Genomic DNA, 13,807 nt, shown 5'->3' with positions numbered 1-13,807 from the left:
TGTTTACGAAAAAAGGGCCGTGATTCTAACGAAAAAACCCGCGACAAGCGCGGGTTTCTTCTTCAACGGATCGTTCAAAGCTTTTGCAGGTCGCGTTGCGCCAGTTGCGCGGCGGAAGTGCCGGGGTACTGGGTGATGACCTGCTGCAGGATACCCTTGACCTTGTCGGTGTGGCCCATGCGGCGCTCGACGTCGGCCAGCTTGTACAGCGAATCCGGCACCTTGCTGTGTTTCGGGTACTTCTGGCCGACCTCGGCGAACGCCTGGCTGGCGCCTTGCAGGTCGCCCTTGGCCAGGTTGACCTCGCCAAGCCAGTACTGGGCATTGCCGGCGTACTGACTGTTGGGGTATTTGCGCAGGAAGGCGTTGAAGGCCTGGCTGGCCTTGTCGAAGTCCTTCTGCTTGATCAGGTCGAAAGCGGCGTCGTAATACAGCTTCTCTTTCGCCGGATCGCCCGGCTCGCTGCTCGCGGCCGGTGGCTGCGCGGCATTGGCGCCGGCGGCCGCACCCGTGGCTGCGCTGTTCGCGCCACCGGTGGAAGAATTGTCTGGAGTCGCGGCAGGCGCGGCACCGCTACTGATGCGGCGGTCGAGATCCTGGTAGCGCTCGAGGTTTTCCTGCTTCATGCGCGACACATCGTTCTGCAGCTCTTCGATGATGCCCTGCTGGCGGGAAATCTGGTCCTGCATCTGCTGCAGCTGCATGAACAGCTGGCCATTAGCAGAAGCAGGGGCCGAAGCCCCTGCTCCGGCATAGGCGCCGCTCGTGCCATAACCCGCGGGTGGATAACCACCCGCGTTGTCATCTACTACGGGAACCGCAGCCCACGCCGAAAGGGGCAGGCTGAGTGCGAGGACGGTTACAGCACGACGGCACATACGCATAGGAACTTACTTACGCAGTTCTACGCGACGGTTCTGAGCCCAGGACTGCTCGTCGTTGCCGGTGGCAACTGGACGCTCTTCGCCGTAGGAAACCAGTTCCAGTTGAGCAGGGGAAACGCCCTGCAGAACCAGGTAGCGCTGAACGGCCTTGGCACGACGCTCACCCAGAGCCATGTTGTACTCGCGGGTGCCGCGCTCGTCGGTGTTGCCTTCCAGGACAACGCGGTTGCCGTTGGACTTCAGGTCCTTGGCGTGAACGTCCAGAGCGCGCATGGCTTCTGGCTTCAGGTCCGAGCTGTCGTATTCGAAGTAGAAGGTGGTGATTGCGCGCAGGGCGGCTTCTTCGCTCAGGGAACCGTCGACAGCGCCAGTGTTGGCACCGTAGCCAGCGTTCGGATCAACAGCGCCTTCACCAGCGTTGTCGCCGCCTTTCGAGGAGCAACCTACAGCTACAGCCATGGCCAGAGCCAGCGCAGCGAATTTACCAAACTTCAGCATTTCCATCGTGAAACTCCTAATGAAACCCCAGTGTGTTAAGCAAAACGTGTTACGCCGCAATCAGTTCAGGTAAGGGGACCAGGACGGTTCTCTGACTTCGCCTTGAGCGGTAGGAAGCGGGAGCCTCACGCGGCCGTTAAGCGACACGAGCATCAAGACTCCCCGGCCCTGCTGGCGGGTGGCGTAGATTAGCATGGTGCCGTTTGGCGCAACAGTGGGAGACTCATCAAGACTGGTCTCGGAGAGAATCTTTACACTTCCACGTTGCAGGTCCTGCGCGGCCACCTTGAAGTTGGTGAAACCCTGCTGGCGATGGATCATCACCAGGGTCTTTTCGTCCGCCGAAAGTTTCGGGTTGGCGTTGTAGTTACCCACGAATGTCACGCGCTCGGCACCACCACCACCGACCGACTGTTTGTAGATCTGCGGCTTGCCGCCACGGTCGGAGGTGAAGTACAGGGTGTTGCCATCCTTGCCCCAGAACGGCTCGGTATTGATACCTGGGCCGGCGGTGACACGGCTGATCTGGCGCGAAGCCACGTTCATCACATAGATGTCCGGGTTGCCGTCTTTCGACAGCACGAACGCCAGGCGGGTGCCGTCAGGCGACCAGGCGGGAGCGCCGTTCAGGCCTTCGAAGTTGGTGATCTGCTCGCGGCGACCGGTGTCGATGTGCTGGATGAAGATGCGCGGGCGCTTCTGCTCGAACGAGACATAGGCGATACGCTTGCCATCCGGCGCGAAACGTGGCGACAGGATCGGTTCACGCGACTGCAGCAGGGTTACTGCACGGGCACCGTCGTAGTCCGAACGCTGCAGGGTGTAGCGGGTGTTATTGGTCGAGAAGCGCTCGGCGGTCACGTACAGCATGCGGGTGGAGAACGCACCCTTGATGCCGGTGAGCTTCTCGAACGACTGGTCGGCGATGTAGTGCGACATGTCGCGTAGCTGGTCGACGCCACCGGCCACGCTGCCGGTCAGCACCTGCTGCTCGGTGGCGACATTGAACAGGGCGTACTGCACCTGCAGGCGACCACCAGCCGGCACGATGCTGCCGACCATGACGTACTGGGCGCCCAGCGCTTTCCAATCACGGAAGATCACTTCGCTGGCCTGGCTTGGCTGGCTGATCATGTTCTGCCGCGGGATCGGCGCGTAGTAGCCGGAGTTGCGCAGGTCGTTGCCGATGATATCGGCCATGTCTTCCGGCAGCACGCTGCCGCCCTGGACACCGAACGGCACTACCGCAATTGGCGTTGCCCGGTCGCTACCGCTTGTGACCAGGATGTTCTTTTCCTCTGCCATCGCCATGCCTGCCACACAGCAGAGCAAGACCAGGAGTCCTCTCAGACGTTTAATCACAACGCTAGATCCTCAGGTGTAAATGTCATCTTGAATGAACGATACGGATTGAAATCGCTCGGCTTCAAGCCCTGCATCTCGGTCAACCGACCAATGTTCTTAACTGCGGCCACGGCCGAGCTATCGAACGGACCGTCACCACTGGACTTGGCCACACTCACGTTGGTGATGGTGCCGTCCGGCAGCATGTTGATCTGCAGAACTACCGTCATGCCCTTGCGCGCGGATGGCGGACGCGCCCAACCTTCGGCCGCGCGCATGCGAATCAAGTCGTCGAAGTCGCCGGCCACCTGGTCACCCTGCTCGTCGGCCAGCGCCTGCTGCCGTTCGGTGGTGTCGGACAACAGCTCGGCGAGTGCCTGGGCCTTCTTGTCTTCCGCCGCCTTGCGGGCCGCTTCCTGTGCCTTTTTCTTCTGGGCGTCTGCAGCGGCCTTTTTCTTGGCCTCTTCAGCTGCCTTCTTCTTCGCGTCCTCGGCCGCCGCTTTCTTCTTGGCGTCCTCGGCTGCTTTTTTCTTCGCGTCTTCGGCGGCTTTCTTCTTCGCCTCTTCCGCGGCCTGTTTCTTGGCTTCTTCCTCGGCCTTCTTCTTGGCTTCGTCCTCAGCCTTCTTCTTGGCGATGTCGGCCTGCTGTTTCTCGGCGGCCTTTTTCGCTTCCTCGGCTTTCTTGGCCTCGGCGGCTTTCTTCTGCTCGGCGGCCTTCGCGGCGTCTTCGGCTTTCTTCGCCTCGGCGGCTTCGCGAGCCTCCTCGGCCTTTTGAGCGGCGTCGGCTTTCTTTTGTTCCGCGGCCTTCACGGCCTCCTGCTCGACCTTCTTCTGCTCCAGCTGTTCGACCTCGGTCTGGCGCGAGGCGGTTTTCTTCGCCTCCCCGGCAATCTTCTGATTGGTCTGGGTGGTCGCCTGACTCTTGGACTTGAGCTGGTACAGCGTGGCCTGGACGATAGGCTTGGAGGGCGGCAGCTCGGGCGTCATGGCAAAGCTGACGAACAGCATGCCGAACACCAGCACGTGCAGCGCAATGGCCCAGACACTGGGCCAGAAGTAGCTTTCCGAGGCGGATGGCTCTCGCTGTTGCATCAGGGCGCCTCGGTAATCAGGCCAACGTTACCGACACCGGCCTTCTGCAACCCGCCCATGGCGCCCATCACCGCACCGTAGTCGACAGCCTTGTCGCCACGGATGAAGACCTGGGTCTGCTTGCCCTGGTCACGACCGGCGGCGATGATCTTGGTCACCGCGCTGGTCATTTCCGGCAAGGTCATGGCCTTGTCCATCTGCTTGTCGGTGTCGACTTCGCTGCCGAGGTTCCAATAGTAGGTCTTGTCGGCCTTGATCGAGATGGTCAGGACCTGGACGTTGTTGTCCTGCGGCAGGGCTTCGCTGGAAACCTTGGGCAGGTCCACCTTCACGCCCTGGTTGAGCATCGGGGCGGTCACCATGAAGATAACCAGTAGCACCAGCATCACGTCGATGTAGGGCACCACGTTCATCTCGGCGACCGGCTTGCGTTTGTGGCGAACTCGGGCCATGGGTTTCTACCTGATCACTCTTCGCTGGTGTGTACTTTGCGGTGCAGGATCGCCTGGAACTCGTCGGCGAACGTGTAGTAGCGCCCGATCAGCACTTCACTGCGCGCGGCAAAACGGTTGTAGGCGATAACAGCCGGGATCGCGGCGAACAGGCCGATCGCAGTGGCGATCAGCGCCTCGGCAATGCCCGGGGCCACGGTGGCCAGGGTGGCTTGCTGGGCGCTGGCCAGGCCACGGAAGGAGTTCATGATGCCCCATACGGTACCGAACAGACCGATGTACGGGCTGGTGGAACCGACAGTGGCCAGGAACGGCAGGCTCTGCTCGAGCTTTTCTTCCTCGCGGGAGATGGCCACGCGCATGGCACGCCCTACCCCTTCCATGACCGCGTCCGGGTCGACACCTGGTTGCTGGCGCAGGCGCGAGAATTCCTTGAAGCCGGCACGGAAGACCTGCTCGACACCCGAGTCCGGGTCAGGGTTGCTGCCCGCCTGGCGGTACAGCTTGGACAGGTCGATGCCCGACCAGAAGCGCTCTTCGAAAGCGTCCAGTGCACGACGACCGGCGCGCAGCATGGTGCTGCGCTGGAAGATCATGATCCAAGAGGTCACCGAGGCTGCCACGAGGGTCAGCATTACCAGCTGAACCACGACACTGGCATTGGCGACCAGGCTCCACATGGAGGTATGGTCGACGACGTTTGCTTCCACGCTTATTCTCCTGCGTTCGATTGAGTACCCGTGCCGTCCGCCAGGAAGGCGTCGCGCAGTTCTGGGGGAATGGCCCGGGGTTTGAAAGTGTCGGCGCGCACGGCGGCCACCAGGAACTGCCCCTCGCAGAGCAGCACTTCATCCTTTGCTCGCCACACCTGCTGCACGAAGCGCAGGCTGGCACGATTCAATTCAAGTACTTGCGCGGTTACCCGCAGCTCGTCGTCCAGGCGGGCCGGCGCGTGATAGCGCGCCTCGCTGGAATGGACCACGAACAGCAAGTTGTCCTGCGCCAGCTGGGCCTGGGAGAACCCCAGGTGACGCAGCCGCTCGGTGCGTGCGCGCTCCATGAATTTGAGGTAGTTGACGTAATACACCACGCCACCGGCGTCGGTATCCTCGTAATAGACGCGACAGCGGTGTGCGAACGGTTCCAGCCCATTTTGCGCGCGCATACTCTAGTGCTTACTCCTGTGCTTGCCAATCCGCTGCGGCAACTGTTTTTGCATCGATAATGTCGTATTGCCAGCGAGCCCTGGGCATGCCAGCGGTAGGACCGCAAAAATGCCGATTCGATCTGTCATTCGTCGTCTTGCGCGGCATATTCGCCACCCTCGCAGAAACGCCCGGGAATGTTGAGGCCGAAGTGCAGGTAGGCATGCCGGGTGACCACGCGCCCACGAGGGGTGCGCATGATATAGCCTTGCTGAATAAGGTAAGGTTCGAGCACGTCTTCGATGGTGTGGCGCTCCTCGCCGATCGCCGCGGCAATATTGTCGAGCCCCACCGGACCACCGTCGAACTTCTCGATCATGGTAAGCAGGAGACGCCGGTCAGAGTGATCGAAGCCACGCTCGTCGACATCCAGCAGGTTCAACGCCATGTCCGCGACCGCCTTGGTGATCTCACCCTTGCCACGCACTTCGGCAAAGTCGCGCACCCGCCGTAGCAGGCGATTGGCGATCCGCGGGGTGCCACGCGCCCGGCGGGCGATCTCGAATGCGCCTTTGTCGTCCATGGGCAAGCCGAGGATGCCGGCCGAACGGCTGACGATGGTCGCCAGGTCCCTGTCGCTGTAGAACTCCAGGCGCTGGACGATACCGAAGCGGTCACGCAGCGGGTTGGTCAGCATCCCGGCACGCGTGGTGGCGCCGACCAAGGTAAACGGAGGTAGGTCGAGCTTGATGGAGCGCGCAGCCGGGCCCTCGCCGATCATGATATCCAGCTGGAAGTCTTCCATCGCCGGATAGAGCACCTCCTCGACCACCGGCGACAAGCGATGGATCTCGTCGATGAACAGCACGTCATGCGGCTCGAGATTGGTCAGCATCGCTGCCAGGTCACCGGGCCGCTCGAGAATCGGGCCGGAGGTGCTCTTGACCGACACGCCCATCTCGTGGGCGATAATGTTGGCCAACGTGGTCTTGCCCAGACCCGGAGGACCGAAGATCAGAGTGTGATCAAGTGATTCGCTGCGCCCGCGCGCGGCCTGGATGAACAGCGACATCTGCTCGCGCACCACCGGCTGGCCGATGTACTCGTCCAGGCTCAGCGGGCGGATCGCACGATCCTGGACCTCTTCGCGGTCGCGTCCGGAGGCGGCGATCAGGCGGTCGGTCTCGATCACTTGGTAATCATCCCTTTGAGGCTGCGACGGATCAGTTCCTCACTGCTGAGGCTGGCCTTGCCCTCGATGGCGGCAATCGCCTTGCTGGCTTCCTGCGGCTTGTAACCGAGTGACACCAGGGCGCTGACCGCATCGGCCTCGGCGTTGGAAACACTGGCCACCGGCACCGGGCCGTCGGACACCAGGGCGAACATGGCCGGCGAGGTTTCCCAGGCCTTGAAGCGGTCCTTGAGCTCGACCAACAGGCGCTCGGCAGTTTTCTTGCCCACACCGGGCACTCGCACCAGAGCCGAGGCATCCTGGGCCTGGACGCAACGCACCAGCTCGTCGGCCTCGAGCCCCGACATCAGCGCCAGCGCCAGTTTCGGGCCAACGCCATTCAGGCGGATCAGCTCGCGGAACAGCTCGCGCTCGCGTTTTTCGAAGAAGCCATACAGCAGATGGGCGTCCTCTCGCACCACCAGATGGGTGTGCAGGGTGACGGTTTCGCCGAGCTTGGGCAGGCGGTACAGCGTGGTCATCGGCACTTCGAGCTCATAGCCCAGGCCGTTGACGTCGATAATCAGGTGCGGCGGCTGTTTTTCCGCCAGGGTGCCACGCAAACGTCCAATCACGTTCCGATCCTTCCTCTCGGGCGCCGGTCGAAAACCGGTCCACCCTATCAGCAAATGCGCCGGGAGAGTGCCTCACCCGGACAAAATGTGTATCACCGCATGAAGTGGTTACAGACGCAAGCGTCCGCCACGGCGCCGGGCTGTCGCCAATCCGTGGGGGATGAGGCTGGAGCGGGTATGGGCATGGCACAAGGCGATGGCCAGGGCGTCGGAGGCGTCGATCTGCGGTTTCTGGGTCAGCTTGAGCAGGTGCATGACCATCATCATCACCTGCTCCTTGTTGGCGCCGCCGGTGCCGGCCACGGCCTGCTTGACCTGGCTGGCGGTGTATTCGGCGATCTCAAGGCCCGCCTCGGCGGCGGCGACGATGGCCGCCCCCCGGGCCTGGCCAAGCTTGAGCGCCGAATCGGCGTTGCGCGCCATGAACACCCGCTCGATGCCCATGGTCACCGGCTCATGTTGGCGGATTATCTCGCTGACACCGCGAAAGACGATCTGCAGACGCTCGTGCAGCTCACCGCCGCCAGTGCGTATACAGCCCGACGCCACGTACTCGCAGCCACGGGCAGTCTGGCGGACCACGCCAAAACCGGTGATGCGCGAGCCGGGATCGATACCAAGAATGAGAGTCATAGCGCCTACAAAGGTGTGCGAATTTGCCGGCCTTATCGCGGGAAAAGCCCGCCCCCACAAAGACTACACCGCAATCTGGCGCAGGCCTTGTGGGAGCGGGCTTGCCCCGCGCTACAGCCGATAGCCGAAACGATCAGCCCAGCGTTTCCATGATCTCATCGGAGATCTGTGCGTTGGAGTAGACGTTCTGCACGTCATCCAGGTCCTCGAGCATGTCGATCAGCTTGAGCACCTTCTCCGCACCGTCCTGGTCCAGCTCGGCGCTGGTGGTCGGCTGCATCACGATCTCGGCGTCGGACGCCTTGAAGCCGGCCTCTTCCAGGGCGTTGCGCACGGCATAGAAGCTGTTGAACGAGGTGAACACGTCAAAGGAGCCGTCGTCGTTGACCACCACATCGTCGGCATCGGCCTCCATCGCGGCTTCCATCAGCGCATCCTCGTCCACGTTCAACTCGGCAGCGAAGCTGATCTGCCCCTTGCGCTCGAACAGGTAGGCCACCGAACCGTCGGTACCGAGGTTGCCGCCGCACTTGGTGAAGGCATGCCGCACGGCCGCGGCAGTACGGTTGCGGTTGTCGGTCATGGCTTCGACCATGATCGCCACGCCGCCCGGGCCGTAACCCTCGTAGCTGAGCTCTTCGACGTTGTCGCTTTCGTTGGTGCCGGCACCGCGGGCCACGGCGCGATCGATGATGTCGCGGCTCATGTTGGCACCCAGGGCCTTGTCCAGCGCCAGGCGCAGGCGCGGGTTGGACGCTGGATCACCACCACCTTGCTTGGCAGCGACGGTCAGTTCGCGGATCCACTTGGTGAAGATCTTGCCTCTCTTGGCATCCTGGCGTTCTTTGCGGTGCTTGATGTTCGCCCACTTGGAATGACCGGCCATAACGACTCCAAATCCTTGAAACAGAAACAGGTTCCGCCCCGAAGGGCGGAACGTGAAGAATCCTGCGCCTCAAGCGCGGGGGCACCCCGTTACCGGGGCACCCCGATCGATCACTCGACCTTGGTCTGCTCGCGCAGACGGATGTGCAGCTCACGCAGGGCCTTGGCGTCGACCAGGCCCGGGGCCTGGGTCATGACGCACGCGGCGCTCTGGGTTTTCGGGAAGGCGATCACTTCACGGATCGACTGCGCGCCGGTCATCAGCATGACCAGGCGGTCCAGGCCGAAGGCCAGGCCACCGTGAGGCGGTGCGCCGAACTTCAGGGCGTCGAGGAGGAAGCCGAACTTCTCTTCCTGTTCCGCCGCCTCGATACCCAGCAGGCGGAACACCGCCTGTTGCATTTCCTTGCGGTGGATACGGATCGAACCGCCGCCCAACTCGGTGCCGTTGAGCACCATGTCGTAGGCACGCGACAGCGCGGTGGCCGGATTGGCCTCCAGCTCCTCGGGGGTGCACTTCGGCGCGGTGAACGGGTGGTGCAGCGCGGTGAAGCTGCCGTCTTCGTTCTCTTCGAACATCGGGAAGTCGACGACCCACATCGGTGCCCACTGGCAGGTCAGCAGCTCGAAGTCATGACCCAGGCGGATACGCAGCGCGCCCAGGGCTTCGCTGACGATCTTGGCCTTGTCGGCGCCGAAGAACACGATGTCGCCATCGACGGCGCCAACGCGGTCGAGGATGGTGTTGAGGTTGGCCTCGGGGATGTTCTTGACGATCGGCGACTGCAGACCCTCGACACCCTTGGCGCGCTCGTTGACCTTGATGTAGGCCAGGCCCTTGGCACCGTAGATGCCGACGAACTTGGTGTACTCGTCGATCTTGCTGCGCGGCATGCTGGCGCCGCCCGGCAGGCGCAGCGCGGTGACGCGGCACTTCGGATCGTTGGCAGGGCCGGCGAAGACCTTGAAGTCGACATCCTTGAGCTGGTCGGCAACATCGATCAGTTCCAGCGGGATACGCAGGTCCGGCTTGTCGGAGCCGTAGCGGCGCATGGCCTCTTCGTAGGTCATGTGCGGGAAGTCACCGAACTCCAGGTCCAGGACTTCCTTGAAGAGCTTGCGGATCATGCTCTCGGTGAGGCCCATGATCTCGGACTCGTCGAGGAAGCTGGTCTCGATGTCGATCTGGGTGAATTCCGGCTGGCGGTCGGCACGCAGGTCTTCGTCGCGGAAGCACTTGGCGATCTGGTAGTAGCGGTCGAAGCCGGCGACCATCAGCAGCTGCTTGAACAGCTGTGGCGACTGCGGCAGTGCAAAGAAGCTGCCGGCGTGGGTACGGCTTGGCACCAGGTAGTCACGGGCGCCTTCCGGCGTGGCGCGGGTGAGGATCGGCGTCTCGACGTCGAGGAAGCCGTTCTCGTCGAGGAAGCGACGGATGCTGCTGGTGATGCGCGAACGCAGGCGCAGCTTGTCGGCCATTTCCGGGCGACGCAGGTCGATGAAGCGGTAGCGCAGGCGGGTTTCTTCGCCCACGTCGGAGTATTCGTTCAGCGGGAACGGCGGCGTTTCCGCCTCGTTGAGCACGGTCAGCTGGTAACCGAGGATCTCGATGGCGCCGGAGGCCATGTTGGCGTTCACCGCGCCATCCGGGCGCTTGCGTACCTTGCCTGTGATCTGCACGACGTATTCGCTGCGCACACGGTCGGCGGCGGCGAAGGTTTCGGCGCGATCCGGGTCGAACACGACCTGGGCCATGCCTTCGCGGTCACGGATATCGAGGAAAATCACCCCGCCGTGGTCGCGGCGACGATGGACCCAGCCGCAGAGGGTGACTTCCTGGCCGTCCAGGGACTCGTTCAGTTGGCCGCAATAATGGCTGCGCATCATGGTCGTGGTTTCGCTTCTCGTGATTCGTATGTTCGGTGGAGGTCTTGGCCGCCCAAGGGGCTAATACTGCAAGACCTGGTCGGTGCAATTCAACTCAGTCGGCCTTGTCGCCGCCTGCCAGATTCTTTTTTGCCCCGGTCTTGAAGTCGGTCTCGTACCAGCCGTTGCCGCTCAGGCGGAAGCCGGGGACCGACAGCTGCTTCTTCAATGCCGGCGCCTGGCATGCCGGGCAATCGGTCAGCGGCGCGGCACTGATCTTCTGCAACACCTCCATGCGGTGTTCGCAGGATGCACATTGATAGTCGTAAAGGGGCATGGCGTCTCTCGTCAACCACATCGCACGCTGCCCAAGGCAGCAAAGAGCGGGATTATATATGGTTAAGGAGTGCTGTGCAGCCCGGCGATCAGTGTACGTCCCGCCCCTCCTGCAACCAGGTGACGCAGATCACCCGGACCAACCCACTGAAATTCCTTACCCCGCCATGGCGCAGGTGCACCTCGCGGTCCACATAGGACAGCACCGCGCTCACCGAACAGCGGTTGGCCTGGGCGATGCGCTCCAGGATGCGCCAGTACACCACCTCCAGACGCAGGCAGGTGGCGAAACCGTTGAGCCGCACCGAGCGTGACACAGGCCCCGCCTGCGCCATGTCGAAGTCCCGCCTGAACGGATCGACCCGGGGGCTGCCCGCACCCTGCCTGTGCCTCGCATTGCCGTCGATACCACGCATCGGATTGTCCACCGCACCGCTCCATCATCTCGAAACCACACCCCGCCCGCCTTGCGAACGGATCCATGTGTTTCATGAAGCGCCACCCGATCATGCCGATAGCAGCGGCAAAGCCTTCCCCGCAAACGCGCAGGCCCGATACCTGTGAAGGCATCGGGCCTGGCTTGGCTGGGTCAAACGACGGTCAAGCGGTAATCAATTCCCGTCGAGCAGGACGCGCAGCATCCATGCCGTTTTTTCGTGCACCTGCATGCGCTGGGTCAGCAGGTCGGCGGTCGGCTCGTCGCTGACCTTGTCCACCACCGGGAAGATGCTGCGAGCGGTACGCACCACGGCCTCCTGGCCCTGCACCAGCTGGCGGATCATCTCTTCGGCAGGCGGTACGCCCTCCTCTTCCTTGATCGAAGAGTGGCGGGCATAAAAGGCATAGGAACCCGGCGCCGGGAAGCCCAGGGCACGGATACGCTCGGCGATCGAATCGACCGCCAGGGCAAGCTCGTTGTATTGCTCCTCGAACATCAGGTGCAGGGTGCGGAACGACGGACCGGTGACGTTCCAATGGAAGTTGTGGGTTTTCAGATACAACACATAGGTATCCGACAACAGGCGGGACAAGCCATCGACGATGGACTTGCGATCTTCTTCACTGATACCGATATCGATTGCCATGAAGCTCCCCTTTCCATAAGGCTTGATCATCAAGCGGGCAGCAAACACTCTAACAAGAGTTGGTTACCGGCGCATGCGGCACAAGGCTGCACTGACAGCCGTCGGCGCCAATCGGTTTGAGAAGCCCCCGCCTTTGCTGTTAAATAGGCAGTGTGCCACCCGTGCGGATTGTCAGTGCCGGGTGCATAGGCTGGCCCCTCACGTTTTCGCGCCTACAGTTCACGCGCACCGTGCGACCAGCTCATCCTGTGATCGGCCTTATCAACGTGAGCCAAACCCAATGTTCAAGATCGTCCATCTGGTGACGGGCGTGGCGGCTTTGCTGCTATCGCTCATACCCACCTTGAAAACTGACGCAACACCCTTCCTGCAGCAACCCGAGGCCGTCTACCTGGCGCTGCTCGGCCTGCTCAACCTGGTGATTGCCCCGGTACTGCCACAGTACTACAAAGGCATGCGCCAGCAGCTGCAACACGCCACCAGCATCCTGCTGGTCGTGGCCGTGGTCCTGCAGACCCTCACCCTGCTGGCCCGGCCGGAGCTTGGCAACCTGCCAGCACTGGCCTGTGCCTTCCTCGCCAGCGTGCTGCACCTGGTGGCTGGCTTCGTTCGCGGCACGCGAAAGGCCCGCGCCAGCCAGGGTAATCCCACGGAGGCCGGCCAGCGCGATACCGGCACAGTGAAGTGGTTCAACACCTCCAAGGGCTTCGGGTTCATCTCCCGCGACTCCGGTGACGATATCTTCGTGCACTTTCGCGCCATCCGCGGCGAGGGCCACCGGGTGCTGGTCGAAGGCCAGCGCGTGGAGTTCTCGGTGATGCACCGCGACAAAGGCCTGCAGGCCGAAGACGTGGTCGCCGTCGCGCGCCGCTGAACCCGTGCCGCCGCCGTGCTCAATAGTGAGGCGGCGGCGCTTCTTCTTCCCCGCCGCCTTGCTGGCCAGCCATCTCCTCGTAGCGTTTGATCAGCTCCGCCACCTGCAATTGCAGGCGTTCGATCACTCGACTCTGCTCGACAATCACATCATTTAGCGCTTGCAAGCTGTCATCCTGAAACGCCTGGCGGGTCTCCAGCTCGATCATGCGCATTTCCAGTTCCTGCGACATCCTCAAGCCTCCTTGAAGCTCTCACCCAGCAGCGCACGCACTTGCTGGCGAATACCGTCGAGCTGCTCCTGGGTGTAGCCGATGGCCGCCACCTTGCCCCAGACCGGGGCGGGCCAGGCGGCATCACCACGGTGGCGCACGATCACATGCATATGCAGCTGGCTGACCACATTGCCCAGGGCTGCGACGTTCATCTTGTCGGCGGCAAAGGCATCCTTCAACGCCTCGGCCAGGGCGCTCGTCTCGACCCACAACTGCTGCTGATCCGCTTCCTCGAGCTCGAACACTTCAGTGATATCGGCGCGACGCGGCACCAGGATGAACCACGGGTAGTTGGCATCCTTGCTCAGCAGCAGGCGGCACAGCGGCAGGTCGCCCAATACCAGGGAATCCTCCTGCAGACGCGAATCGAGAGTGAACACGGCAAACCTCCTTACTAGCGATACAGCCCTTCCAACCGGCCGGGCACAGGGGCGCAAGGATACTCTGCTTCGGCATCTGCCACACCCGCCGACGCCGATTCGAACCATTTGTAGCACGCGAATGACAACATCGACGCCCCGCTTCGGTAACACAGCGCTACTTTTCGCACCAAAATGATGCCGCTCGTCAGACCTCCACCACACATCCGTCACATAAAACAGCCAGGATAAACAATCGTCGGTAACACCTTGAC

The 13,807-nt window shown here is 62.4% G+C and carries 18 protein-coding genes; 1 reads left to right on the top strand and 17 read right to left on the bottom strand.

Translation table 11 applies throughout. The features are described 5' to 3' along the window. Positions 1 to 74: 74 nt before the first annotated feature. The 15 genes from ybgF to OH705_RS12490 form a co-directional block, all read right to left on the bottom strand. Complete coding sequence (gene ybgF / locus OH705_RS12560; RefSeq protein WP_023628691.1) at positions 75 to 884, bottom strand: tol-pal system protein YbgF; 810 nt, start codon at positions 882 to 884, stop codon at positions 75 to 77. Positions 885 to 890: 6 nt separating this feature from the next. Further along, a complete protein-coding gene (pal, locus tag OH705_RS12555; RefSeq protein ID WP_008090230.1) occupies positions 891 to 1,388 on the bottom strand; it encodes a peptidoglycan-associated lipoprotein Pal in 498 nt (165 codons plus the stop codon). Between the two features lie 54 nt (positions 1,389 to 1,442). Then, entirely contained in the window at positions 1,443 to 2,693 is a 1,251-nt protein-coding gene (tolB, locus tag OH705_RS12550) for a Tol-Pal system beta propeller repeat protein TolB (protein WP_201754910.1), read from the bottom strand. 47 nt (positions 2,694 to 2,740) lie between these two features. Then, the gene (tolA, locus tag OH705_RS12545; RefSeq protein WP_094010089.1) at positions 2,741 to 3,817 is read right to left on the bottom strand and encodes a cell envelope integrity protein TolA; all 1,077 of its coding nucleotides are present in this window, start codon (positions 3,815 to 3,817) and stop codon (positions 2,741 to 2,743) included. Continuing rightward, positions 3,817 to 4,269 (bottom strand): protein TolR, encoded by a 453-nt coding sequence (tolR, locus tag OH705_RS12540; protein ID WP_023628694.1) that lies wholly within the window; start codon positions 4,267 to 4,269, stop codon positions 3,817 to 3,819. The genes tolA and tolR overlap by 1 nt, the downstream gene beginning before the upstream one ends. Positions 4,270 to 4,283: 14 nt before the next feature. Beyond that, positions 4,284 to 4,979, bottom strand: a complete 696-nt coding sequence (tolQ, locus tag OH705_RS12535) for a protein TolQ (RefSeq protein WP_023628695.1) — start codon at positions 4,977 to 4,979, stop codon at positions 4,284 to 4,286. Positions 4,980 to 4,981: 2 nt separating this feature from the next. Further along, on the bottom strand, positions 4,982 to 5,434 hold the full coding sequence (gene ybgC / locus OH705_RS12530) for a tol-pal system-associated acyl-CoA thioesterase (RefSeq protein WP_023628696.1): 453 nt from the start codon (positions 5,432 to 5,434) through the stop codon (positions 4,982 to 4,984). A gap of 125 nt (positions 5,435 to 5,559) precedes the next feature. Continuing rightward, complete coding sequence (gene ruvB, locus OH705_RS12525; RefSeq protein ID WP_023628697.1) at positions 5,560 to 6,606, bottom strand: Holliday junction branch migration DNA helicase RuvB; 1,047 nt, start codon at positions 6,604 to 6,606, stop codon at positions 5,560 to 5,562. Beyond that, complete coding sequence (ruvA, locus tag OH705_RS12520) at positions 6,603 to 7,220, bottom strand: Holliday junction branch migration protein RuvA (RefSeq protein ID WP_023628698.1); 618 nt, start codon at positions 7,218 to 7,220, stop codon at positions 6,603 to 6,605. Before ruvA ends, ruvB begins: the two co-directional genes overlap by 4 nt. A 108-nt stretch (positions 7,221 to 7,328) precedes the next feature. Continuing rightward, complete coding sequence (gene ruvC / locus OH705_RS12515) at positions 7,329 to 7,853, bottom strand: crossover junction endodeoxyribonuclease RuvC (RefSeq protein WP_023628699.1); 525 nt, start codon at positions 7,851 to 7,853, stop codon at positions 7,329 to 7,331. A 133-nt stretch (positions 7,854 to 7,986) separates the two neighbouring features. Continuing rightward, the gene (locus OH705_RS12510) at positions 7,987 to 8,739 is read right to left on the bottom strand and encodes a YebC/PmpR family DNA-binding transcriptional regulator (protein ID WP_023628700.1); all 753 of its coding nucleotides are present in this window, start codon (positions 8,737 to 8,739) and stop codon (positions 7,987 to 7,989) included. 110 nt (positions 8,740 to 8,849) lie between these two features. Beyond that, the gene (gene aspS, locus OH705_RS12505) at positions 8,850 to 10,625 is read right to left on the bottom strand and encodes an aspartate--tRNA ligase (protein ID WP_038705585.1); all 1,776 of its coding nucleotides are present in this window, start codon (positions 10,623 to 10,625) and stop codon (positions 8,850 to 8,852) included. Positions 10,626 to 10,719: 94 nt separating this feature from the next. Further along, positions 10,720 to 10,941, bottom strand: coding sequence for an FmdB family zinc ribbon protein (locus OH705_RS12500; protein WP_046856766.1), 222 nt, complete (start codon positions 10,939 to 10,941; stop codon positions 10,720 to 10,722). A gap of 88 nt (positions 10,942 to 11,029) precedes the next feature. Beyond that, a complete protein-coding gene (locus OH705_RS12495; protein ID WP_052062246.1) occupies positions 11,030 to 11,356 on the bottom strand; it encodes a ribbon-helix-helix domain-containing protein in 327 nt (108 codons plus the stop codon). A 195-nt stretch (positions 11,357 to 11,551) separates the two neighbouring features. Further along, positions 11,552 to 12,025 (bottom strand): Dps family protein, encoded by a 474-nt coding sequence (locus tag OH705_RS12490; protein WP_028690591.1) that lies wholly within the window; start codon positions 12,023 to 12,025, stop codon positions 11,552 to 11,554. Between the two features lie 280 nt (positions 12,026 to 12,305). Between OH705_RS12490 and OH705_RS29135 the strand changes: the two genes are divergently transcribed. Further along, positions 12,306 to 12,899: a cold-shock protein gene (locus OH705_RS29135; protein ID WP_023628702.1), complete on the top strand. Its 594-nt coding sequence runs from the start codon at positions 12,306 to 12,308 to the stop codon at positions 12,897 to 12,899. Positions 12,900 to 12,918: 19 nt separating this feature from the next. Here the strand turns inward: OH705_RS29135 and OH705_RS12480 are convergent, their stop codons facing one another. Continuing rightward, positions 12,919 to 13,131: a SlyX family protein gene (locus tag OH705_RS12480; protein WP_232888061.1), complete on the bottom strand. Its 213-nt coding sequence runs from the start codon at positions 13,129 to 13,131 to the stop codon at positions 12,919 to 12,921. Positions 13,132 to 13,133: 2 nt separating this feature from the next. Further along, the gene (locus OH705_RS12475; protein ID WP_110697854.1) at positions 13,134 to 13,553 is read right to left on the bottom strand and encodes an HIT family protein; all 420 of its coding nucleotides are present in this window, start codon (positions 13,551 to 13,553) and stop codon (positions 13,134 to 13,136) included. Positions 13,554 to 13,807 lie beyond the last annotated feature (254 nt).

The organism is Pseudomonas sp. BJa3 (assembly GCF_026343815.1).
In the GTDB taxonomy this organism is placed as follows: Bacteria; Pseudomonadota; Gammaproteobacteria; order Pseudomonadales; family Pseudomonadaceae; genus Aquipseudomonas; species Aquipseudomonas soli.
The sequence above is the reverse complement of the archived record's forward strand: the minus strand, read 5'-3'. Positions and strand labels throughout refer to the sequence as shown.